A 14382-nucleotide genomic window follows, 5' to 3' on the forward strand; every position below is an offset into this window, starting at 1 on the left:
TTAGCTGATCTCCTCGATATTGTCCCAGACGGATGATGCATCGTACTGAGGTAGGTACTCGCTCAGATAGAGTTCGGTTTCCTCCTCCAGATCTTCTTCGTGCAGCCAAAGCGACTCGCATTCCGGGCACATGAAGAAGATGAATCTTAGGTCTTTTGTTCTGTATTTCCTGATCCAGTCCTGTCCGCAGTGAGGGCAAGGAATCTTTCTCATCTGGGCCAACTCCTCGGGAAAGCGGTGATTACTTCATTTCCGTGTTCGACTGTGATGGATATATATTCTTCCCCCGCATTGAAGCCTACTTGTCGTTCCATCGGAATGATGAATGTCGAGCGTGCTCCTTGTTGGTTCACCGATACGGCCAGGTCTCGCCTTCCCCAGGCTTCATCAACGGTTTCCAGGATGCCCTTGGACCCGGTATCGAACACTCCATGCATGGGCTTTGAGGGGTTCTCACGAGCATGTTCCATGACATGGAGGATGCGATGTCCCTCTGCGGACCCTGGGCCGTAATCCAAGCCTGCCGGTGATCGATACCAATCATTGCCTAGGTCTGTGAGGTCATAGTCTGGCGCAAGTCCGAGATGATCGGTCCAGGTGTGCGGGTTGGGGATATAGGTGGTGGGGTTGGGTGCGGGGGTGAGACCGAGCGGGTCGGGGGTCAGATAGCGGGCGGTTTCGGGGTCGTAGTGGCGGAAGTAGTTGTAGTGAAGGCCCGTTTCGGGGTCGTAGTACTGACCGGGGAACCGCAGAGGGGTGTAGGCGGTGCTGTCGGCCGCCCAGGCCGTTGTGCCCCACAGCGTGCTACGGGTCCGCCATGCGATCTCGCCCTCCTCGTCGATGAGTTCGCTTGGCGTGCCCACCAGGTCCGTGACGATGGCGAAGAAGCGGGAGTCGATCTCCTGCTGGGGAGCGTCTGCCGCCGTTATTCGTTCGGTCTGGGTGATGGGGCGCAGGCCCTGGTGGTCCCAGGTGAGGGTGACCGGGTTGGGCAGGGTCGGAGATGTGGTGGTCTGTTCGCAGAGGGTGGTGCCGTCCCAGGTGAAGCCGACGTGCTCGACCACCCTTTCGCCGTCGTCCGCCAAGCGGAGTTTCGCCGTACGGCGGCCCAGCGGGTCGTACGTGTACCGCCAGCGCGTGCCGTCCGGGGTCGTCACGGACGTCAGGCGGTCCTCGGCATCCCACTCGTACCGCCAGGTGTCCGGTTTGCGGGACAGGCGGGTCTTCTGGCGCAGGGTGATGCGGCCCAACGCGTCGTGTTCGTAGCGGACGCCTCCCGCGCGGGTGATGCGCGTGCCTGTGTAGGCGCGGGGACCGGTGGCCTCCTGACCGGGGTGGGCCGAGGGCCAGGACGCCGAAGTCTGGTTGCCCGCCTCGTCGTAGGCGTATCTCTCCGTCCAGTCGGCCGCGTGGACCGCCGTCACGCGGCCTGCCGCGTCGAGGTCGAAGCGGCGGGTGCCGGAGAGTCGGTCGGCGATGCCGGTGAGGTTGCCGTCGGCGCGGTAGGTGTACGCGCGGTGTTGGATCGGGCGGCCGGATGCGTCCGTTACCGACTGGGTGGTCAGGCGGCCCACGGGGTCGAATGTGTGCGCCAGGGTGACCGTCTCGCCGATGCGGCGGGTCAGTTCGCGGCCGGCCTCGTCGTAGGTGAAGTCGATGGTGTGTCCCGCGGCTGTCATCCCCATGCGGCGGCCCGCCGCGTCGTACGTCCAGGTCGTCGTCGCGCCGGTCGGGGTCGTGCGGCCGACGCGGCGGCCCAGATCGTCATACGCGTACGTCAGCCGGCGGCCGTCGACCGTCTCCGAGCGCACCCGGCCGAAGCGGTCGCGCAGGATCGTCAGCGTCGTGCCGTCCGGGCCGGTCGCCTGGGCGAGTTGGTCCGTCATGTCGTACGCGTATGTCGTGACGTCGCCCGCCGCGTTCTTGCGGAGTAGCTGGCCCAGGGCGTTGCGCTCGAACGACACCACCTGTCCGAGCGCGTTCGTGCGGGACGTCAGGCGGCCCGCCGCGTCGTGAGCGTAGGTGAGGGTGCGGTCGTCGAAGTCCGTCTCGGCGATCAGCGAGCCTGCCGGGTCGTACTCGTAACTCCAGACCAGTCCCTGCGGGTTGGTGACCTTCGTCAGCCGCAGCTCCAGGTCGTACGCGAACTCGTGGCGTACGCCGTCCGGGCCCGTGCGGGCCGTCAGCAGGTCGAAGTGGGTGTACTCGAAGCGGGAGACGCCGCCCATCGCGTCGGTGTGGGTGGTGCAGTTGCCCTCACCGTCGTACGTCCACGACTCCGTGGTGCCGTCGGCGGCCGTGCGGCGGGCGAGGCGGCCTTCCACCGTCCACTCCAGCCGGGTCACCGCATCCGTCGGGTCCGTGATGGTGACGGGCCTGCCGAAGGGGTCACGTTCGTAGCGGGTGACCGCGCCGAGCGGGTCGGTGATTTCCAGCGGGAGACCGGCGGGGTCGCAGCGGACCGTCGTCGTGTGGCCGACGGGGTCGGTGACGGCGGTCAGGCGGCCCGCGTCGTCGTAGGTGTAGTGGGTGGTGAGGCCGGTGGGGGCGGTCACCGATGTGCGGTTGCCGCGTTCGTCGTACGTCTGGCGGGTCACGGTGCCGTCCGGGTTCACCACCCGTGTCGGCAGGCCGAGTTCGTTGTACTCGGCTCTCGCCTCGCGGCCGTCCGGGCGTGTGACGACCGTCGGGTTGCCGGACTCGTCGTAGCGGAACGTGGTCGTGTGGCCCAGGGGGTCCGTCAGGGACAGCAGGCGGTTGTAGCGGTCCCGTTCGTAGCGGGTGACCGCGCCCAGGGGGTCGATGTCGGCGACCACCTGCCACGCGTCGTTGATGAGGAAGCGGCGGGTGTGGCCCTCGCCGGTCGTGGTGGTCGTGACGCGTAGGCCCGTGTCGGGGTCCGTGTCGTCGTACGAGACGCGCAGGGTCATGTGCCCGTCCGTGCCGCCCTCGGCGATACAGCGGTCCTGGTCGTCGTACTCGTACGAGTAGGCGCAGTCGTTGGTGTCCGTCCAGGAGGTGACGCGGCCGGCCTCGTCGTAGGTGAAGCGGAGGGGGAGGCCAGAGGAGTTGACGACCTCGGTGAGGTTGCCGTCCGTGTAGCCGTAGCGCTTCAGTTCCTGACCGGTCGTGGCCAGGTGGAGGGCTGTGATCCGGCCGGCCTCCGTGGTGACGCGTACCTCGTATCCGGCGCTGGAGACGATGCCGAGCGGGGTACCTTCGGTGTCGTACTCGAAGGTGAGCCAGTTGCCGTTGCGGTCGTCGATCTGTTCGAGGACGGCGAGATCGTCCCGGCGGTCGGTGAAGTGCCAGGTGCGGCGCGTAGCGGGGTCGGTGACCGTGTAGCCGCCGTCCTCGCGGTCCAGCGGCCAGCGGGGGCCGTGGCTCGGGAGGGTCGGGGCGCCCGGCGCGGGGTGGGGGTAGGCGAGGAGCAGGCCGTCCTCGGTGATGAAGATGACGCCCTCGGCGTCGATCTCCAGGCGTTGGTCGACGGTGGAGGACCAGGACGGGCCGAACCACTTGCCCAGGTGGTAGCCCGACTCGACGCGGCGTCTGAACACCAGAGGAAGGGCGCCGGGCAGGCTCAGGTCTGTTTGGGGAAGGTACATCCGGCCGGTGGCGAAGTCGATCGGGTCGGAGCCCTTCGACTCCACCGCGTCGGGCTGGCGCGAGTCCCGGCCGGGACCGTCGCTGACCCTCTCTCGCGCCGACATATCCGGTTTCTTGCCCGACTCGAGCACGTCCTCGACGGTGTGTCTGAGCGTGCCTTTGATCCCGCCCGTAGCCACGCCACGCGCCGCCCCCGCCCCCTTGGTCCCCAGGAGGTCGAGGATGACCCGGCCGGTGAACTCGGACGGGTCCTTCTTGACGGACTGCCAGGTGTCCTTCAGAGCCCGGTCCGGGTGTGCCGCCGTCGAGACCAACCCGGACAGGGTCATGTTGACGTTCTGGTAGTACTCGGCGGGGTGGGCGACGTTGTACGGGTCGAGGGCGTTCATGCTGCGGGCGAAGGTGATGATGCCCGCGCCGCCCTTGACGACGCCACCGGCGACATGGAGGAGTTCCGTCCCCTTCGACGCCCCGTAGTCGGTGATGTTGGCGGCGAGCTTGAGTGCGGGCGGTAGTTCCGCGGGGGCGTGCTCCAGGGCCGCCTTGACCGAGGTCGTGGCGGTGCGCGCGGCCTCGTTGCGCTGGCGGCGGGCCTCCTTGAGGAGTTCGTGGGCGCGGGCGATGTCCGCCTTGCCGGGGTCGCTGAACTCGGCCGGCCTGGGCCCGGGATCCTCGCCGGCCTTCACCTTGGCGTTGTACGCGTCGACCTTGGAGTTGTACGCCTTCACCGCCGCCTCCGAGGCCTTCACCCCGGCCTTGTATGCGTCGATGGCGTCCTGAGCCTGCCCCTGCGCCCACTTCACGGTGTCCGCGTACGAGTCGAGCGCTTTGGCGGCCTTGTCGCAGGCGTCCGCCGCACGCATCCACTTCTTCGGGTGCATGGCGAACTTCTCGCGGAAGGTATCGGCGGCCTGGCCCTTCCACCGGGAGGAATCCAACTTGCGCATGCCGTCGCCGACCTTGTCGAAGGCCGTGTGGAAGTCCCTGAGGTGCTTGGCGCTCTCCTGGATGCGGCCGACATTGCCGTGGATCAGTTCGTTGGCCTGCTCGGTCTGGCCGAGCTGCTGTTCGCCGGGGGTGGCCCCCAGGGCGGAGGCGGCACCGTCGCCCCAGTCCTCCACCTTGTCCGCCGCCTGGTGGAGACCCATCTCGTCCAGGCGCTTGCCGGCGTAGTCGGTGCCCTCGTCGATAGCCCTGCCGACGACCTCCTTACCGTCGTCGTAGACCTCTTCGGCCTTGCCGACGACGGTGTTGGCGGCACCCTTGAGCTTGTCTTCCACACCGTCCGGGATCCAGCCACCCATCAGCTGCCGCCCCCGCTCTGCTGCTGTCCGTCGGCCTGGGCCGCCTGCTCGCGTTCCTCGCGCGAGGGGCCGTACTGCTGGTCCAGCCATGCCTCGTACTGCTGGTCGGTCATGCCCATCGACTCCTGCGGGTCGGCCGGCCCGTTCTGGAGGACGGGGGAGGTCAGTACGTCGCGCTGAGTGTCGTTCCAGGTCTGGTCGACGTTCTGCTGCGCCCGTTCCCAGGACTCCCCGCTCCAGTCGGAGGTGGCGAACATGTGGTTGTCGCCGATCTCACCCCAGGACATCTGGGTGACCTGGTCCTCACTGAGGTGCGGGTTGCCGATGACGGAGTTCGCCGCGATCTTGAAGGTCCCGTCGATGTACTGCTCGGTCTCGTGGAACGTGCCGGCGGACAGGCCTACGGCCTCCGCGAAGGCACTGCCCTCCAGGATTAGCGCGCGCACGCCCCACTCCCAGCGCTCGCAGAACGAGTCGAGCGCCGACGTCAGACCGCCGTGCCCCAACTCCAGGCCCGACAGGGCCAGATCGGAGAACCCGCGGCCCACGCTCGTCTCGCCGAGCATGCCGAGTTCGCGGAGCTCGGACATGGCCAGGTTGATGCCCTCGGTGATCAGGGCCAGGCCCTCCACCTGGAGGTCCTTGCCCTCGCCTCCGCCGTCGCTCATCGACTCAACTCCTCCCCGTTCGGGGCACCCCGTTCATATCGTTGGTGCCTGCGTCCACGCCCGCGTCCAGCGCCGCCGCCTCCGGCACGGTCCCCATGACCGGCGGGAACAGTGCGCCCTGACCCTCGCTGCCGACGTCCAGCGCCACCCCGTACGGCACCGGCATCGCCGGGATCGCCGCATCCAGCAGTCGGGCGCCCAGGACACGGTCGTACGTCCACTCACGCGTTCCTTCGCCCCTTGCGATGGCGAATCGGGCCAGGGAGGGCTCGTCCGAGAAGGCGTAGATCCAGCGGATACCACCGAACTCCCCGGTGAGCGGGTCGCCGTCCACCGACAGGGGCACCAGGACCGCCGTACGCCGGAACTCACCGAGCAGAGCGGCGGCTTCGCGCCGCCGACGGCGGATGGCGGCCTGGTCCGTCACAGGCACCTCAGGAGCGACATCCGGAACGGGTTCAGGCGGGGGCGGGGGAGTGGCTTCGACCGGCTCCGCCGGGGCGGTCGGCTCCAGGTAGTCGTAGATCCTGGACCGGCGCTTTCCCTCCGCCGGTCCACCGCCTCCCCTGTGATCGGACATGCGCGCGATCATCGCATCGACGCACTACGAGCTGCAAACGCCAAACTCTATGCCGCAGGGATGCGTCACTGACGCCCGGCGCGGTCGGCACGCTGCACGTCTTGCTCAAGGGCAGCAGCTGGGCACCCGCCTGCCTAATCGTCGACGGTGCCGGACCTCGCACAGCGCCTCCTCGGCGCGGACCACCGTACGGTCCTCGCCGCCCGCTCCAGGTCGGGCGGGCACTGTTCCGGCTCGGGAGGTACGCCGAAGCCGAAGCGGCGCTCCCCGCGGTCAGTGCGTCCGGATCGCGCGGTTCTCTTCCCGCGTGATGCTCAGCGTGCGGACGTTCGTAGGATTGGCACGTCGCGTGTATCGCCGCCTACCCGTATTTCCGGATTCTCCCCTACGATCTGGACCGGTGACCGGCCTCGAACCGGGGTGGCATCGCACCACGTGGGCGAGTCGGTTTGCCCCAGCGGGCGTCAAGGGGAGCGCGGGCACAGCGAAGGAAGCGAAGCGCGAAGGGGGACGGGCCGTGTTCGGCTCAGAGCTTCACGACGACCACGCGGTCGGCGCACAGCTTGCGCATGTCGTCCTCGTCCGACGTGAACACGGTGACCGGGCCGGGCTGCCGCAGGGCGACGGCGGCGAGGGCCGCGTCGATGGCGTACTTGTGGCCGTGCAGGCCCGTTTCCTTGAGAAGGCCGGTGGCCTCCTTGGCGATCTCCTCAGTCACCGCTTCGACACGAATCTGCGAGAGCGCCCACTTCCAGGACGGGAGATAGCGCGTCGGGTCGTAGGCCTCGATCAGCGTCATCGACGTGGTCATGACGCGAGTGCCGACCTTGAGAGCGTCTTTGATGCGCATGCCCATCCGGCGTTCCCCCCGGACCCACTGGGACAGTCCCTCGCTGTCGAGCAGGTAGGCCATCGCGCCGCTCACGCGGCCTCCCGGGATGCTTCGTGCGCCGCAGACGCCTCAGCCCTCTGCGCTGGGGTGGATGGCTCCTGTGCCTCTTCGGCTACGCGTTGTGCACGCGCGAGGTCCGCATGCCTGCGCTCGATCTCACGGCGCTCGGCCTCTGCCTCGGCCATCTCTGCCTCAGTGATCTCTCCGTATTCCTTCTCCCACCAGTCGACCGCCTCGCTGAGGCGGTCGCGCTCCCGCTGGAGCTCTATGGCCTGCGTGACATAACGGCTGAAGCCGCCGGGGCCGACCTCGGCGCGGATGGCCTCGGCCAGTTCCTCGGGGAGCGTCACGGTGTACTTCTTTGTTGCCATACCGTCGACCATACCGAGGGTCCGGCAGGGCAGCCAATCGGTAGTAAACACCTCACACGATCGAGTACGAGCGGCGACGGAAGCCGCCAGATGGAGAGCGTGACCGTTAATGGCCCAGCAGCCGCCCCTCCTCCGTGATGTCATCACCATCAAGGAGTCCATCTCCACCTCGGACTTCGTGCTGTCCCTCGCCGAGGCGACGACACCCGAGGGCGCCCAGCACGCGCTCAAGGACTACGTCGTCACCGAGCGGCTGCTGGAGAACTTCGACGAGGCGCTGGCCCTCATCAAGTCCGCGCTGGACGGGCACCGCTCCAAGGCGGCGTATCTGCACGGCTCGTTCGGTTCCGGTAAGTCGCACTTCATGGCCGTGCTGTACGCGCTGCTCAGCGGCGACCCGGCCGCCCGCTCCCGCACCGAGTTCGACCCGGTGCTGACCAAGCACGAGTGGCTGAGCACGGACGGCAAGAGGTTCCTGCTCGTGCCGTACCACATGCTCGGCGCGAAGGCCCTGGAGCAGCGCGTCCTCGGCGGGTACGTGCACCACGTCAAGAAACTGCACCCGGAGGCGCCGACCCCGCAGGTCTACCGGACCGACTCCCTCTTCGCCGACATTCGCGCCATGCGCGCCAACATGGGCGACGAGGCCGTCATCCGAGGGCTCGGCACCGGCATGGACGACGATGACGAGGACGAGTGGGGCGAGGGCTTCGCCTGGACCCCACAGCTCCTGGACACCGCGCTCGCCGCCGAGGAGAACCACGAGGCGGGCACCGCGCTCAACCTCACCAACCCCTCCACCCCGGCCGAGCTGCGGGCCAAGCTTGTCAACGACGCCGGCACCACCCTCCTCCCCGGCTTCGCCAGGAACGCCGCCGAGGACGAGCACGGCTTCATCTCCCTGGACGCCGGTCTGTCCGTCATCGCCGAGCACGCCAAGTCGCTCGGCTACGACGGGCTGATCCTGTTCATGGACGAGCTGATCCTCTGGCTGGCCACCCTCATCCACGACCAGAAGTTCGTGGCGCGTGAGGCCAGCAAGATCACCAACTTCGTGGAGGGCGGCGACGCCCGCCGCGCCATCCCCGTCGTGTCGTTCATCGCCCGGCAGCGCGACCTGCGCGAGCTGGTCGGCGAGGAGGTGTCCGGCGCGGCGGAGTCGTCCATCCAGGACACCCTGAACCTGGCCTCCGGCCGGTTCGACAAGATCACCCTGGAGGACCGCAACCTCCCGCAGATCGCCCACGCCCGCCTCCTCAAGCCCAGGAACGACGAGGCGGCCCAGCAGGTCGACGCCGCCTTCGAGCAGACCAAGCGGGTCGGACCGCAGGTCTGGGACACCCTGCTCGGCTCGGAGAAGGGCACCACCGGCGCGGACGCGGAGTCGTTCCGGCTGACGTACCCGTTCTCGCCGGCGTTCATGGACACCCTCGTCCACATCTCGTCCGCGCTGCAGCGCTCCCGCACCGGTCTGAAGCTGATGGGCCAGCTGCTCGCCGACCACCGCGACGAGATCCGCCTCGGACAGCTCGTCCCGGTCGGCGACCTCTACCCGGTGATCGCGGAGGGCGGCGACAAGCCGTTCACCGACAGCCTGAAGGTCGTCTTCGAGGCCGCCGACAAGCTCTACAAGACGAAGCTGCGGCCCTACCTGCTCAGCTCGTACGACATCACCGAGGACGACGTCGAGCAGTACCGCAACCGGCCCGAGTCCCTCACCGACCCGAAGCGGCTGGGCGGCTGCCGGATGTTCGTCGGCGACAACCGGCTCGTGTGCACACTGCTGCTGTCGGCGCTCGCGCCCAGCGTGCCCGCCCTCTCCGAGCTGACCATCCGGCGGCTCGGCGCGCTCAACCACGGGTCGGTCCTCGCGCCGATCCCGGGCGCCGAGGTCGGCATCATCAAGAACAAGGTCGCCGAGTGGGCGGCCCGGTTCCCCGAGATCAAGGAGACCGGCACCGACGCCAACCCCGGCGTACGGCTGGAGCTGTCCGGCGTCGATGTGGACTCCGTCATCGCCAACGCGCAGGTCAACGACAACCCCGGCAACCGGGTCGCGCTCGCCCGCCGTCTGCTGTCCGAGGAACTGGGTGTCGAGCACGGCCAGTTGAGCGACCAGCTCAGCTTTACCTGGCGCGGGACCGCCCGCGCCACCGAGATCGTCTTCGGGAACGTCGCCGACGAGGACGAGCTGCCCGACCACGACCTGATGCCGCAGGAGGAGGGCCGCTGGCGCATCGCCATAGACCTTCCCTTCGACGAGGGCGAGTGGGGCCCGGTCGAGGACGTCAACCGGATCCGGCGGCTGCGTGAGCGGCAGCAGGGCGAGCGGTCCCGCATCGTCGCCTGGCTGCCCGCGCACCTGTCCGCGCAGCGCTTCGCCGACTTCCGGCGTCTCGTCGTCATCGACAAGGCCCTCGCCGACGAGCACCGCTTCGACACCCAGTACGCAGGTCACCTCAACGCCGACAACCGCAGCCGCGCCAAGGGCCTCCTGGAGACCCAGCGCGAGGCTCTGCTCAAGCAGGTCAAGGGCGCCTTCAAGCAGGCGTACGGACTCGCACAGAAGCAGGCCGCCGACGTCGTCCCCGACTTCGACGACCACCTCGTCGCGCTGCCCGACGTCGACGGCCTCACCCTGTCCTTCGGGCAGAGCCTGCACGACGGCATCCGGCACGTCGCGGGCAAGCTGCTCGCCCACCAGTACCCGGCCCATCCCGACCTCGATCCCGACGCCACCGGCACCGCCGTCAAGCCCGTCGACACCAAGAAGGTCTTCGCCCACGTCCGGGCCGCCGCCGAGGCGCGCGACGGGCGGGTGGAGGTCCCGGCCGCCGACCGCAGGCTCATGCAGCGGATCGCCGGGCCCCTGCGTCTCGGGCAGCAGAAGGAGGCGTACTTCGAGCTGTCCCGCTACTGGGCCGACCACTTCCGGCAGCTCGCCAGCTCCCAGGGCGTCACCGGAGACCTGTCCCTGATCACCCTGACCGACTGGACCGACAAGCCCGACCCGCGCGGCCTGCCCGACTTCCTCGCCCGGCTCGTCGTCGCCGCCTTCGCCGAGATGGACGACCGGGTGTGGGTGCGCGTCGGCACCGTCCTCGACCCCGCGCCCGAGCTGTCGGCGATCAAGGACCATGACGCGCTGCGCAGCCAGCCGCTGCCCGCCGAGCCGGACTGGGACACGGCGCGGCAGCGCTTCGAGACGATCTTCGGGCAGAAGGCTCCCGCCCTGCGGCGCGGCCGGATGGTCAACCAGTTCGCCCGCCAGATCATCGAGGCAGCCCGCGCCCACCGGGACCACACGGCCGACCTGGTGCACCAGCTGGAGACCCACGCCACCTTCCTCGGCCTCGACCAGACCGCCGACACCGGGCGGCTCCCGCTCGCCCGCCGCTCCCTGGAACTGCTGGACGCCCTCACGGCGGAGGCCGGCAAGGGCGCCGCCGGGGCGAAGAAGACCGTGGAGGCCCTCGCCACCTTCGACCTGGGCGAGACCAGCGCCGATCGCTACGGCACCTCCATCAAGCAGGCCCGCAGCGTCGCGGAGGCCGTCGCCTCAGCGCCCTGGAGCACCCTCGAACTCGCCGCCGGACTCGGCCCCGAGGGCGCGGCCCTGCTCGACTCGCTGCGCAACGTGGCCCGCGACGACCAGCGCACCGCTGACCTGCGTGACGCCCTGGCCCGTACGCAGCGCGAGGTCGTCGCCCTGGTGAAGCGCACCCAGGCCGCGGCCCAGCCGCCCGCACCGGTCGTGCAGCCCCAGCCCACGGCGGGCGACCTGTCCCTGGACACGCCGACCAGCGACCCGCGCATCCCGTACGCCCCGCAGGGGAACCCCACACCGGCCTCCTCCGGCAGCGGTACCGCGCGCACGTCCGGTGGCCGCCGTACGACCGCGGCGCGGGCCGCAGCCGACCTCCAGGCGGAGTTGTCCGAGCTGGCCGTGCGCCACCCCGACGCGACCATCGAGATCACCTGGAAGGTCGTCGAATGACGGACACCGCCGCCGTTGCCCCGGGCGCCGTCCGGCTGAACACCGCGACCATCACCCAGTACCTGTCCTCGCAGTCCTCCCTCGCCGCCTCCCTGACACGAGACGGCGGGGGCAGGCGCCGGGTCGTGCTGCTGCGGTCCGCGCCCCAGTGGGACGGTCCCGCGGAACCGGCCTGGGCGGAGGGGCGGACGGCCGGTGTCGCGGTGGCGCCCTCACCGCTCGCCGTCCACGAACTCGTCCTCGACCACCTCGCGGGCCGCCGGCCCGGCCCCGCCGTGCTGGTCGTCCTCACCGACCACGAGCAGCACGAACTCGACCCGGCCATCCTCGCCCGCGTCCACAAACTGCGCATCGACACCGTCGACAGCTGGGACGTCGTCCGCGAGGCGTTCGGCGCCCGGCAGATCGACCCGCGCCTCAAGGACGTCAACTGGGCCGCCGAAGCCCTGCTCGACGCCACGCCGCCCGGCGGCTGGCCACCCGTACCCGGTGGCTGGCTGTCCCGCCAGTACGCCCTCACCGCGCTCACCCAGCGCCGCCTGCGCCTCGGCCGCTACGACACCGAGGGCGGAACCCGACGCCCCGGTGACGACCGGCTCGACGCCCAGACCCTGCTGCACTGGTCGACCCGCCCCGGTGCTCCGGAGCGGCTCCTCGGGCTGCGAGGACCGGAGCGCGCAGGGCTGACCGCCTTCCTCGGCGAGGAGGACCAGGCCGGCCTCGCCGGACGCGCCCTGCTCCCCCTCGTCGACGCCGAACGCGGTGCGGACGCCGCCGCCTTCGGCCTCGTCTGCGCGGCACTGTGGCAGCACGCGGAGCCCGCGCCCGAGACGTACCAGGCCCGGGGCCGCGCCGAACGCTACTTCGGTGACCAGGCCCCGGCGGTCGGCGAACAGCTCGACGCCCTGGTGACCGTCTTCGGCAGGGCGGCAGAGGAGTACGTCACGACGCTGTTGGCCGCCGGACACCGTACGGGCGGAGGTGACGCGGACCAGGCCCGCGAGGCACGCCGCACCTCCGGCACCGTGCTCGACCGGGCGGCCGCGCTGGCGCGCCAGTTCGGCGCGGAGCAGGCCGTCGCGGCGAGCCCCGTCCTGCGCGGCGGACTGGAGGCCCGGTTCACGGCCGTCGGACGGGCGCTCGCAGCGGCAGACAGGGCCGTGGTGGCGGACGCCGTCCGGCGCCTGGCGGACCACCGGCTCGCTGCCGAACCGGAGGAGTCCGCCCGCATCGAACGCGCCCGCATGGGGCAGCGCCTCGCCCGCTGGCTGCTCACCGACACGCCTGCCGAGAGCCCCACGGTGGCCGACGCCATACAGCGGCACGTCGCCGAGACCGGCTGGGTCGACCTCGCCCTGGAGCACATCGAAGCCGGCGGCGACCCGGACCCCGTCCTCAAGGCCGCCTACGACACCCTCGGCACCCGCGTCCGGGACCGGCGGCGGCAGATCGACGCGTTCTTCGCGCGCTCTCTGGCCGCCTGGACGCAGGCCGGCACCCAGCCCGGCAGCATGCTCACCGTCGAGACCTTCCTCGACCGCGTGGTCGGACCGGTCGTGCGGCGCGGGGAGGAGCGGCGGGTAGTGCTGCTCGTACTCGACGGCATGAGTGCGGCCATAGCGAACGAACTCGGCGAGGAACTGCGCGCTTCTTGGGCGGAGTTCGACCCGCTGCCCGAGGGCACTCCACAGCGTCGGGCGATGGCCGCCGCACTTCCCACCCTGACGGCCGTGTCCCGCACCTCGTTGTTCGCGGGCACGCTGATGAAAGGCACCCAGGCCGACGAGGAGCGGCTCTTCCCCACGCTGAAGCTGTGGGGCGGCGCCCCGGCCGGCGTCTTCCACAAGGACGACCTGCGCGGCGAGACCGCGGGCGACACCTTCGGCCCGGCGCTCACGGAGGCGCTCGCCGACGGCCGGACGCATGTCGCCGTCGTCCTCAACGCCATCGACGACCGCCTCGCCAAGGAACAGAAGCTCGGCGACGGGGCCTGGCGAGTCGATGACCTGCCCGGCCTGCGGGACCTGCTGCGGGTGGCGGCGGCTCAGGGCATGGCCGTCATCCTCACAAGCGACCACGGCCACGTCGTCGACCGGCACGGGAGGAAGGTCGACGCCGCTGTCGAGCCCGCGTCCGCCCGCCACCGCCTGCCCGCCGACGGTCCCCTCGCCGACCGGGAGATCGCCCTTTCCGGACGGCGTGTGGTGTGGCCCGAGCCCGGCGCGTCCATCGTGGCGCTGTGGGACGCCGACTCCCGCTACACCGCCCTCAAGGCCGGCTACCACGGCGGGGCCTCGCTCGCCGAGTTCACCATCCCCGTACTCGCCTTCCTGCCGTTCGGGGCGGAACCGCCGAAGGAGTGGCGGGAGTTGGGGGATCAGCGGCCCCTCTGGTGGGCTCCGGAGGAGGTGGGGAAGGCACCGCTGCCGAGCGAGGCCACCACTCAGCTGCTCGTCGGGGCGACTCCCTCTGTGCCGAAGAAGCCGACAGGCAAGTCCCAGAAGAAGCAGGCGGAGCTCGCGCGCACACACGAGGCGCTCTTCGACGTGGAGCTGACCACTGGGGGAGACGACTCCCTTCTCACCCCGACCCTCGTATCCCGGACAGAGGCGCTCGTGACGACGCTGCTCGACTCGGAGACGTACCAGGGACAGCTCGGCGGTCTGGCCCGCAAGCCGCAGCAGGAGCAGGTCCACAAGGCGATCGCCGCCCTGCTCGACGCGGGCGGCACCCTGCCCGTGACCGCGCTCGCCCAGCGCGCCGGCATGCCCGTCACCCGCGGCGACGGTTTCGCCGCCGTCCTGCGGCAACTCCTCAACTACGACGGCGTACAGGTTCTGGAGACCCTGCCGGACGGCCGTACCCTGCGGCTCCACGAGGCACTGCTGCGCGAGCAGTTCGCCCTCGGAGCGGGGTGAGGACATGGCGCGGGGTGCCTCGGACCTTGGGCCTGAGGCACCC

Annotated in this window: 8 protein-coding genes; 2 read left to right on the forward strand and 6 right to left on the reverse strand. The window is 70.0% G+C overall.

The genetic code is table 11. The annotated features are described in order from the left end of the window. From ACWD26_RS02790 to ACWD26_RS02815, 6 genes are all read right to left on the reverse strand, one after another. The gene (locus ACWD26_RS02790) at positions 1-213 is read right to left on the reverse strand and encodes a hypothetical protein (protein WP_451265507.1); all 213 of its coding nucleotides are present in this window, start codon (positions 211-213) and stop codon (positions 1-3) included. Then, a complete protein-coding gene (locus ACWD26_RS02795) occupies positions 210-4913 on the reverse strand; it encodes a putative T7SS-secreted protein (protein WP_451265509.1) in 4704 nt (1567 codons plus the stop codon). The genes ACWD26_RS02790 and ACWD26_RS02795 overlap by 4 nt, the downstream gene beginning before the upstream one ends. Beyond that, a complete protein-coding gene (locus ACWD26_RS02800) occupies positions 4913-5581 on the reverse strand; it encodes a hypothetical protein (protein WP_451265511.1) in 669 nt (222 codons plus the stop codon). Before ACWD26_RS02800 ends, ACWD26_RS02795 begins: the two co-directional genes overlap by 1 nt. Positions 5582-5585: 4 nt before the next feature. Continuing rightward, positions 5586-6161 (reverse strand): hypothetical protein, encoded by a 576-nt coding sequence (locus tag ACWD26_RS02805; RefSeq protein ID WP_451265513.1) that lies wholly within the window; start codon positions 6159-6161, stop codon positions 5586-5588. A gap of 526 nt (positions 6162-6687) precedes the next feature. Further along, positions 6688-7074: a hypothetical protein gene (locus ACWD26_RS02810; protein WP_451265976.1), complete on the reverse strand. Its 387-nt coding sequence runs from the start codon at positions 7072-7074 to the stop codon at positions 6688-6690. An 8-nt stretch (positions 7075-7082) separates the two neighbouring features. Then, the gene (locus ACWD26_RS02815; protein ID WP_451265515.1) at positions 7083-7424 is read right to left on the reverse strand and encodes a hypothetical protein; all 342 of its coding nucleotides are present in this window, start codon (positions 7422-7424) and stop codon (positions 7083-7085) included. Positions 7425-7533: 109 nt separating this feature from the next. Between ACWD26_RS02815 and pglY the strand changes: the two genes are divergently transcribed. Both pglY and pglZ read left to right on the forward strand, forming a co-directional pair. Further along, positions 7534-11421: a BREX-2 system ATPase PglY gene (gene pglY / locus ACWD26_RS02820; protein ID WP_451265517.1), complete on the forward strand. Its 3888-nt coding sequence runs from the start codon at positions 7534-7536 to the stop codon at positions 11419-11421. Beyond that, on the forward strand, positions 11418-14339 hold the full coding sequence (gene pglZ / locus ACWD26_RS02825; protein ID WP_451265519.1) for a BREX-2 system phosphatase PglZ: 2922 nt from the start codon (positions 11418-11420) through the stop codon (positions 14337-14339). Before pglY ends, pglZ begins: the two co-directional genes overlap by 4 nt. The last annotated feature ends 43 nt before the right edge of the window (positions 14340-14382 follow it).

Source organism: Streptomyces sp. NPDC002787 (genome assembly GCF_053592095.1).

Excerpts from the sequence above, each read along its gene's own strand:
- ACWD26_RS02790 (WP_451265507.1), bottom strand. The coding sequence starts at position 213 with ATGAGAAAGATTCCTTGCCCTCACTGCGGACAGGACTGGATCAGGAAA.
- ACWD26_RS02795 (WP_451265509.1), bottom strand. The coding sequence starts at position 4,913 with ATGGGTGGCTGGATCCCGGACGGTGTGGAAGACAAGCTCAAGGGTGCC.
- ACWD26_RS02800 (WP_451265511.1), bottom strand. The coding sequence starts at position 5,581 with ATGAGCGACGGCGGAGGCGAGGGCAAGGACCTCCAGGTGGAGGGCCTG.
- ACWD26_RS02805 (WP_451265513.1), bottom strand. The coding sequence starts at position 6,161 with ATGTCCGATCACAGGGGAGGCGGTGGACCGGCGGAGGGAAAGCGCCGG.
- ACWD26_RS02810 (WP_451265976.1), bottom strand. The coding sequence starts at position 7,074 with ATGGCCTACCTGCTCGACAGCGAGGGACTGTCCCAGTGGGTCCGGGGG.
- ACWD26_RS02815 (WP_451265515.1), bottom strand. The coding sequence starts at position 7,424 with ATGGCAACAAAGAAGTACACCGTGACGCTCCCCGAGGAACTGGCCGAG.
- pglY (WP_451265517.1), top strand. The coding sequence starts at position 7,534 with ATGGCCCAGCAGCCGCCCCTCCTCCGTGATGTCATCACCATCAAGGAG.
- pglZ (WP_451265519.1), top strand. The coding sequence starts at position 11,418 with ATGACGGACACCGCCGCCGTTGCCCCGGGCGCCGTCCGGCTGAACACC.